We start from the raw sequence: 8,791 nt of genomic DNA on the forward strand, positions 1-8,791 counted from the left end.
ATGAAAGGGGTCCGTCCATAGGCCGCCATCCGGCAAACTCAGCGACTCTGCTTTCTCAACAAATAGATAAAGTACGGCGCACCAATAAACGTCGACAGTAATCCCGCCGGGATCTGATACGGAAACAGCACCATTCGCCCGCACCAATCGGCAAACACCAGCAACACGCCTCCCGCCAGCGCCGAGATGACCATATGCGGCATCGTGCGCCGGAAACCTAACATCCGCGCAATATGCGGTGCCATAAGCCCAACAAAGCTCAGCGGCCCGATGGTCATGGTGGCTGTCGCCGTCAGACCCGCAGCCAACATCAGTAACGCCACGCGCGACGGCGTCAATGCGATACCCACTGCCCGCGCAGTTTCTCCGCCCAGCGGTAAAATCGTTAACCAGCGACGGCACAGCGGCGTAACCGCCAGCAGAATCACCATCACGATCCCGGTCCGTAGCACCTGTTCGCCAGTGGCGTTGTAGGTCGAGCCGGAGATCCAGGTCAGCACGCTTGCCATCCGCGGATCGCCGCTGGCCTGCAACATCATCAGCAGCATCGTGAACGCGGTGCTGAGCGCCATCCCCGCCAGCAGCATGCGTTGCGGCGAGAAGCCGCCGCGCCCAGCGGCAATCATAATAATCAGCAGCGTTACCGCCGCCCCGAGACTTCCGGCGGGCAGCAGCCAGCCAAACGCATCACCCGGTACGAGGAACAGCATCAACACCACGCCAAACGCGGCACCGGAGCTAATCCCAAGGACTTCCGGACTGGCCATCGGGTTACCGGTCAGGCGCTGAATAATACAGCCCGCCACCGCCAGCATCACCCCGGCAATCATCGCCGCCAGAATACGCGGCCAGCGCCAGGGCATCAGTTCATCCAGCATTGCGCCGCTGGCCCAGGTCCAACCGTGGGCATCACGACCAAACGAGAGCGCCACGACGGCAGTCAGTAGCAATATCGCCCCACCCGCCAGCGCGAACATCAGCACGTTCTGACGTTCTGCTGCCACGTGGTTATTGGCATTCATATCCGGCGCGCTCATGCTGCGCAGGCGCGGCAGCAGCCACAGCAGCAGCGGCGCACCAATCAACGCGGTCACCGAACCGGTGGAGACTTCCATCCACACGCGGGTCAACCACAGAATAATTTGATCGGAAAGCCAGAGGATCAGGGCCCCAAACAGCGGGGCCAGCATCAGGCGCGCCAGCAAACGCCGTGCGCCGAGCATTTTCGCCAGCAGCGGGGCAAACAGGCCGATAAAGCCGATAATCCCCACCGCGTTAACCAGCAAGGCACTGAGCACAATCGCCAGCGTTAACGCCGCCAAACGCGCCAGCGACAGCGCCAGCCCGAGATTACGCGCTACCCCGTCATCCAGCCCCATCAGCGTCATTGGACGCAGTAACAGCAGGGTCAGCATCACGCCACCCAGCAGCTGTGGCCACAGACGCTGCACGCCGTTCCAGTCAGTTTGGGTGAGAGTCCCGCTGCTCCACATAAACATGCTTTGCAGCTGATCGTGGTGGAAGAGGACCATCAGCTGGTTAATCGCACCGCAGTACAGGCTGACCACCAGACCAGCAAGGATCAGCGTCACAGGTGACAAACGCTTGCCCCAGGCAACGCCAAACACCAGCGCCCCGACGATACACGCCCCGGCCAGCGCTGCGAATTGCGTGGTCAACGCGCCGGGAATGGCCCACAGCGTGGTGACCGTAATGCCCAGCTGCGCACCGGTTGCCACACCCAGCGTGGTCGGCTCCGCCAGCGGGTTACGTAACACCTGCTGAAACAGCACGCCAACCAGGCCCAATCCGGCACCAACCAGTAACGCAATCGCCAGTCGTGGCAGAAGGCTGTAATGGAAAACCATCTGTTCGATGGCGTCGATATTCGGTGACCAGATAGCCTGCTGCCACTGGTCACGCGGCAGGGCAATGGAGAAATTAATCCAGGTCAGCCAGATCGCAACAATAAACAGCGCCACCAGCAGCAACGCCGGATGGCGGCTTCGTCTTATCCAGCCAACAACGCGCCCGAACCGTAGACCGAATAAGGCGCTTTTAGCGTCGCCATCCGGCATTTCAAGTTTCCTGCTCACGCTTTGCCTCCCAGCGCAGTGTCCAGAATGCGGGCAAAATGCATCGCCGACAGCGTGGCGCCATAAAACCAGACCGCGGGTACCCGCTGAAAGCGACCGGCGCGAACAAACGGCATCGCCTGCCACAGCGGCGTGGACATCAGCGCGTCCATTTCTTTATCGTTACCATGATCGAAGCACAGCACATCAACATCTTTATACGCGGCAAGCCGGTCAATCCCCACGGCAGTGCTGCCCCAGAAGTTGGTTTCTCCCTGCCAGGCGTTAGGGATCCCGTATTCGTCCAGCACGTCCTGGAACAAACTGTTCGGGCCAAATACCAGCATATGCCGCGAATCAAGCAGGGATGCCAGGAGCACGGGACGCGCGCCGCGGTGAATAAAGCGCGGTTTCAGGCTGGCAATCACGGTATCGTATTGCACCAGATGACGTTCAGCAGCCGTTTGCAGATTCAGCAGTTGCGCCATCTCCTGCAACGACTGGCGAGCGACCGCCAGCGGTTTTTTACCGTCGCTGAAGCTAAATCCGCGACCCGGCGCAATGCGCGCCAGTTTTTCTGGCGCGGGGCCATAGCCTGCCGACCAGAGCATAAACGAGGGTTTCATTTCGGTCAGCAGTTCGAGATTGGGTTCTGTGCGTAACCCGACGTCAATCACCGAGTCCGGCAACGGGGGTTGATTGACCCACAGCCTGTAGTTAGGAACATCGGCTACGCCATAGGGAGTGATTCCCAGCGCCAGCAACAGTTCTACCGGCAACCATTCCAGTGCCACAATACGTTTTGGATCAACCGCTGCAGCCTGCGCCGAATTCATCTGCCAGAGCAGCGGTGACAGCGCCATCGCCGTTAATAAACGTCGACGGGTGATATGATGTAATCCGACCATTAATAGACAAAACTCACGGGTGCGGCACCACCCGGATGCGGCAAAATGCCCATCGGGATGCCATAAATCAGTTCCAGGGTTTCACTGCGCATCAGCTCCGCGGGCGTTCCCTGAGCAATCATTTCGCCACCGCGTAGCGCCACCAGATAATCGCAGTAACGGGCCGCCATATTGATATCATGCAGTACGGCGATCACCGTCAGTCCGCGCTGCTGGCTTAAGCGGTGCACCAGCGCCAGTACATCAACCTGATGCGCGATATCCAGCGCCGAAGTCGGTTCGTCAAGCAGCAGGCAGCGACTGTCCTGCGCCACCAGCATGGCGATCCACGCGCGCTGACGCTCGCCGCCTGACAGGCTATCAACCAGTCGATGCGCCAGCGGCTTTAACCCCACAAGCGTGATCGCCTCTTCCACTTTTTCTCTGTCAGCCACGCCAAAGCGTCCCAACGCGCCGTGCCACGGATAGCGACCAATCGCCACCAGTTCACGCACCGTCATCCCTTCCGCCTGCGGCAACTGTTGCGGCAAATAGGCGACCTTACGGGCAAATGCTTTACTGTTCCAGCTCTCCAGCGGCTGCTCGTCGAGCAGGATTTCGCCGTCTGACGGCGGCTGATGACGTCCGAGCATTTTCAATAAGGTTGATTTACCGGAGCCGTTATGACCGATAAGACCGGTCACTTTTCCCACGGGAAACGTTAACGAGAGGGGATGTAAAAGCGTGCGGCCAGGCACACGAAAGGAGACGTTACTTAACGCAAAAGTGGTGTCGGGATGGGATCTGTTTTCCTGCATAGCGGCCAACTTGTAAAACGGGCACGCAAAGCGTGCCCAAAGAGAAATTAGAAACGGAAGGTTGCAGTTGCAACGACCTGACGTTCCGCGCCCCAGTAGCACGCGTATTCGCTATAGCAACTGGAAACGTATTCACGATTAAACAGGTTATTGACGTTAACCGCAACGCTGGACCCCGCCATGCCGAAACGGGCCAGATCGTATTTGACCATGGCATCAGCAACGGTATAACCACCGACGTTAAACGCGTCATTTTTCTTCGCTGCGTCGTTTTTATAGTAGCTCACCGTTGAACCGGTGTAACGCACACCTGCGCCAACGGTCAGACCGCTCAGGGCAGTGTCATAGAACGTGTAGTCGGTCCACAACGATGCCTGATTACGCGGAACTTCTGCCGGGCGTTTACCTTTGAAGATAGTGTCCTCAGTATATTCCGCATCCGTGTAGCTATATGCCGCCGTGACGTTGATATTGGCATTGACTGCTGCTTTGGCTTCCAGCTCAATACCGCGTGAGCGAATTTCACCACTCTGAACGCTATACAACCCGGTTGGATCGTTCGGATCTGATGTCAGGTTTTTATTTTTCGTCAGTTGATACACCGCTGCCGTCAGCACGACCGGCATATCCTTCGGTACATACTTCACACCGGCTTCGTACTGCTTACCACGTGAAGGATCGAACGGTTTCCCTTCTTTCGTTGCACCGGAGGTCGGCTCGAAAGATTCGCTGTAACTGAAATACGGTGAAATACCGTTGTCAAACAGGTAGTTAATGCCACCACGCCAAGTAAACTGCTGATCGTTCACTTCTGCCAGAGAATTGCTGGAGCGGGTCAACGTAGAGGTTTTCGCAAAATCGTAGCGACCACCGAGCGTCAGCACCCACTTATCCCATTCCATCTGGTCCTGGGCATAAAGTCCGGTCTGCTCCATGCGGTTGAGCACAGCGTATTTCGCATACGGCCCACTCACATCGATATTCGGATTGCCATACTGTGGATCCTGCATATCCAGCGGATCGGCAGAACCATACAGAGCATTCACATCGTTACGCATACGTGAGTAATCAACGCCTGTCAGCAGGGTATGATCAACATCACCGGTCGCAAAAGCAGACTGCAATTGGGTATCAACGGTGAACGCGTTGAGATCTTCGTCAGAACGCACGTATTGGCGGTTAATCTTGCCCGGTGCACTGTAACCGTAGCCATAAACAGAACGATAAAGCGTTTTCACCTGGTCATAACGCAGATTCTGGCGCACGGTGAAGGTATCGTTGAACGCATGCGAGAAGTTATAGCCCACCATCTGCTGGCGGCGCGCCATCTTGTTATCTTCTTCACCTTCGTTAAAATCGGTCGGCAGTTTGTGCGGATTGCCATTCGCGTCGTAATACGGAACGAGTGTACCTTCACGCGGCAGCCAGCCATAGTATCCTGCGTACGGATCGTTCTGGAAGTTGCTCAGGAAAGTGAAATCGGTTTTGTCATCAGGACGCCAGCTAAACGCAGGTGCAATCGCGTAACGCGTTGATTTTGACATCTCTTGCTGAGAGTCCTGACTATTCCCTAACCCCGTCAGGCGGTATGACCACACGCCGTCATCATCGATAGCATCGCTAAAGTCGAACCCGGTTTGCCAGAGGTTGTTAGTCCCCATCTTAAACTGAACTTCTTTCAGTGGCTCTGTGGTCGGACGTTTGCTCACCATGCTGACAATACCGCCAGGGTTGCTATTGCCGTACAGCACTGATGTTGGCCCGCGCATCACTTCTACGCGTTCCAGGAAATATGGGTCCATCGACACTTCAGAATAGTTATTGCCCTGAAGTTTCATACCATCCAGATATTGGTTGGTATTGACGGTGGTAGGCGCGGTGAAACCACGAATCGTCACCACATCATAGGTGGTGGAACTACCACGCGTAGCAAAAACGCCGGGGGTGTAAGCAATCGCTTGTTTCACGGAAGCCGGCTGTTTGGTATCCATCTCTTCACGCGTCACGACCGAAACAGACTGTGGGGTCTTTTCGATAGGCGTATCAGTCTTGGTTGCCGTGGCGGAACGCTTGGCAGCGATGGTTGGAGCAGGTCCCCATGCGCTTTCTTGTGCGGCGGGTGCTGCGGTGACAGTGATGGTTTCTTCTTTTGGTTCAACCGCCGCCTGTGCATAGACAGACATGCCGCTAACCGCTGTGGCTACCAGCACTGCCATTTTACGCAGCGAGGAATTTGGCTGAGCAGTTTTATAACGCGCCATTGGTATATCTCTGATGAAAGTGAATGATAACGTAAACGAGAATTATTATTATAACGGCAGCATAATATTCGAAACGCTGGCGAGATAGCAAGCGATACACATCCCTACTAAAACTGAGGGGTCAAGAAATAACCAGATGAAAAGAAAGGGTTAATGAATTACGCTGAAATGTTGTTTGGTCGGAGTCTGGGATGAGAAAAGAAAAACCCGCCGAAGCGGGTTTTGGGAGAGATTAGTTACTGCCAAACATATCTTTGATCCAGCCTGCGACACCGTCGCCGTCTTTCTTCTCTTGCTGCGGCGGTTGTTGCTGTTGCTGCTGTTGAGGCTGCTGCGGCGGCGTTGACTGATCAAACGGATTGCCAGACTGTTGCAGCATCTCACCTTGCTGACACAGCGAATCCGGATCGCTGGTCCACACCGGGAGCGTACGCATCCCGCCGCTGCACACGAAGTTGCCGTCGTAATCCACGCCCATGTCGACAATATCTTCCGGCGGCGTCAGCGTTAACGGCGTTGGCGTCTGGTTTGCCAGATAGCGCTGGTAAATCGACATCGCCCCGCTCGCACCGTACAACTTGGTAGGCTGGTTGTTATCGCGACCCACCCAGGTAATGGTCACCTGACTGCCGTCAATACCGGCGAACCAGGTATCAACGTTGTTGTTGGTGGTCCCGGTTTTCCCCGCCAGATGCAGCCCCGGATACTTCGCGCCAAGCTGACGGCCGGTACCGCGTTGCACCACCTGCTGCATGGTCCACAGCGTCATATACGCGGCCTGTGCTGGCACAGCGCGTTCGGCCTGCGGGAAGCTTTGATACAACACCGTACCGTCTTCGGCAATTACCGAGCGCAACGCTGATAACGGCGCGCGGTTACCGCCGCTGGCGATGGTCTGGAACGCCTGCGCCACTTCAATTGGCGTCAGGTTCAATGCCCCCAGCAGCATAGCTGGCACCGGGTGCAGCTGATCTTTCGGCGCGCCCAGTTTTTCCCAGGTCTCGGTGACCGCTGGCAGCCCCAGCGCCATGCCCAGATTGACGGTCGGCACGTTCATGGAACGGGTTAACGCATCCACCAGCATCACTTTACCGCTTTCGCTGTAGCGACGGTCATCGTTTTGCGGGGACCACACCTGACCGTTTGGCTGACGCAGCGCAATCGGCGCATCGGCAATCCAGGTATTGAGGCGGTACAGCTTCGGCTGGCTCAGGGCGGTCAGATAGGTCGCGGGCTTCGCCAGAGAACCAATTGAACGACGCGCCTGCATAGCACGGTTGTAGCCTGCGAACTGCGGCTCCGACCCGCCGACCATGGCGCGAACCTCACCACTAAAGCGGTCCACTACCACAATCGCCGTTTCCAGATCGCTCAGCTTACGCTGTTTCTTCAGCACCGGAATGCCTTCCACCGCCGCTTTTTCTGCGGCGTCCTGCGCCACGGAATCAAAGGTGGTGAAAATCTTCACGCCGGAAAGATCTTTAACTTTGTCGCCCAGCTTCGCCTGTAGCTCCTGACGCACCATCTGCATAAACGCGGGCTGTGGAGAGATCACCCCACCGCGCGGCTGCACGCCTAGCGGACGCGCGCTCAGCATTTCATACAGTTCCTGGTCGATAATCTGCTGCTGTTGCAGAAGACGCAGCACCAGGTTACGTCGCTCCAGCGCCAGTTTCGGGTTACGCCACGGGTTGTAGATTGACACCCCTTTCACCATCCCCACCAACAGCGCCTGCTGATCGAGGCTCAACTCTTCAACCGGACGGCCAAAGTAATACAGGCTCGCCAGCGGGAAGCCGCGGATCTCGTTGTCGCCGCTCTGGCCGAGATAGACTTCGTTCATGTACAGCTCAAGGATCCTGTCCTTGCTGTAACGGGCATCCATCAACACGGCCATGTACGCTTCGTTGGCTTTACGCCAGTAAGAACGTTCGCTGGAGAGGAACAGGTTTTTCACCAGCTGCTGGGTCAGCGTACTGGCGCCCTGCACCGTGCGACCTGCCGTCAGGTTCGCCAGCACCGCACGACCAATGGAATACAGGCTGATGCCGTCATGCTCGTAGAAATGACGATCTTCGGTTGCCAGCAGCGTGTCCACCAGCAGATCCGGGAAACCGCTACGCGCCACGAACAGACGCTGCTCGCCATTTGCCGAAGAGAGCATGGTGATCAGGCGTGGATCGAGACGGAAGAAACCGAACTGACGGTTGTTATCCAGATTCTCGATGGTGTCCAGATGATCGCCGTCAAAGGTCAGACGCGCACGCACCTGCCCTTCTTTACTGTCCGGGAAGTCAAACGGACGACGGATCATCTCAATGCTGTTCGCCTGCACGGTAAACTCACCGGGCCGCGTCATCTTCGAGACCTGTCGATACTGCGTAGCCTCCAGCAGCTTCACCATCTCTTTTTTGCCGATGGGCATTTCTGGCTCGAGGTTAACCATCCGGCCATACACGGCCGCAGGCAGCTGCCAGACTTTGCCATCAATACGGCTACGGATTTTTTGATCCAGATAGACGCCGTAAATGGCAATCAGCACCAAAAAGACAATCGACAGTTTTACCAGCAGCCAGAACCAGCCGCGTTTACCACGAGGCTTACGCCCTTTGCCTTTACCTTTACGCGGCATCGGTTCTTCATCCTCATAGTCATCATCATAATCGTCGTCATACTCATCATCTCTGAGCTGACGACGGCTCACCTTTTGTTTCGCCGGACGCGTCGGTTTCCCTTTACGTCCAATTGGC

5 protein-coding genes are annotated in these 8,791 nt (G+C 56.5%); all 5 read right to left on the reverse strand.

Features of this window, described 5'->3' with window-relative positions:
• Window positions 1-38: 38 nt before the first annotated feature.
• The gene (fhuB, locus tag FDW95_RS18950) at window positions 39-2,078 is read right to left on the reverse strand and encodes a Fe(3+)-hydroxamate ABC transporter permease FhuB (RefSeq protein WP_115259416.1); all 2,040 of its coding nucleotides are present in this window, start codon (window positions 2,076-2,078) and stop codon (window positions 39-41) included.
• Between the two features lie 14 nt (window positions 2,079-2,092).
• Window positions 2,093-2,983, reverse strand: a complete 891-nt coding sequence (fhuD, locus tag FDW95_RS18955) for a Fe(3+)-hydroxamate ABC transporter substrate-binding protein FhuD (RefSeq protein WP_115259417.1) — start codon at window positions 2,981-2,983, stop codon at window positions 2,093-2,095.
• A complete protein-coding gene (gene fhuC, locus FDW95_RS18960; protein WP_096758256.1) occupies window positions 2,983-3,780 on the reverse strand; it encodes a Fe3+-hydroxamate ABC transporter ATP-binding protein FhuC in 798 nt (265 codons plus the stop codon). Before fhuC ends, fhuD begins: the two co-directional genes overlap by 1 nt.
• 47 nt (window positions 3,781-3,827) lie before the next feature.
• A complete protein-coding gene (gene fhuA, locus FDW95_RS18965; protein WP_115259418.1) occupies window positions 3,828-6,041 on the reverse strand; it encodes a ferrichrome porin FhuA in 2,214 nt (737 codons plus the stop codon).
• Between the two features lie 232 nt (window positions 6,042-6,273).
• On the reverse strand, window positions 6,274-8,791 hold a 2,518-nt coding region (mrcB, locus tag FDW95_RS18970; RefSeq protein WP_137363591.1), incomplete at its 5' end, for a bifunctional glycosyl transferase/transpeptidase.

It is taken from the genome of Citrobacter sp. wls718 (assembly GCF_005280945.1).
In the GTDB taxonomy this organism is placed as follows: Bacteria; Pseudomonadota; Gammaproteobacteria; order Enterobacterales; family Enterobacteriaceae; genus Citrobacter; species Citrobacter gillenii.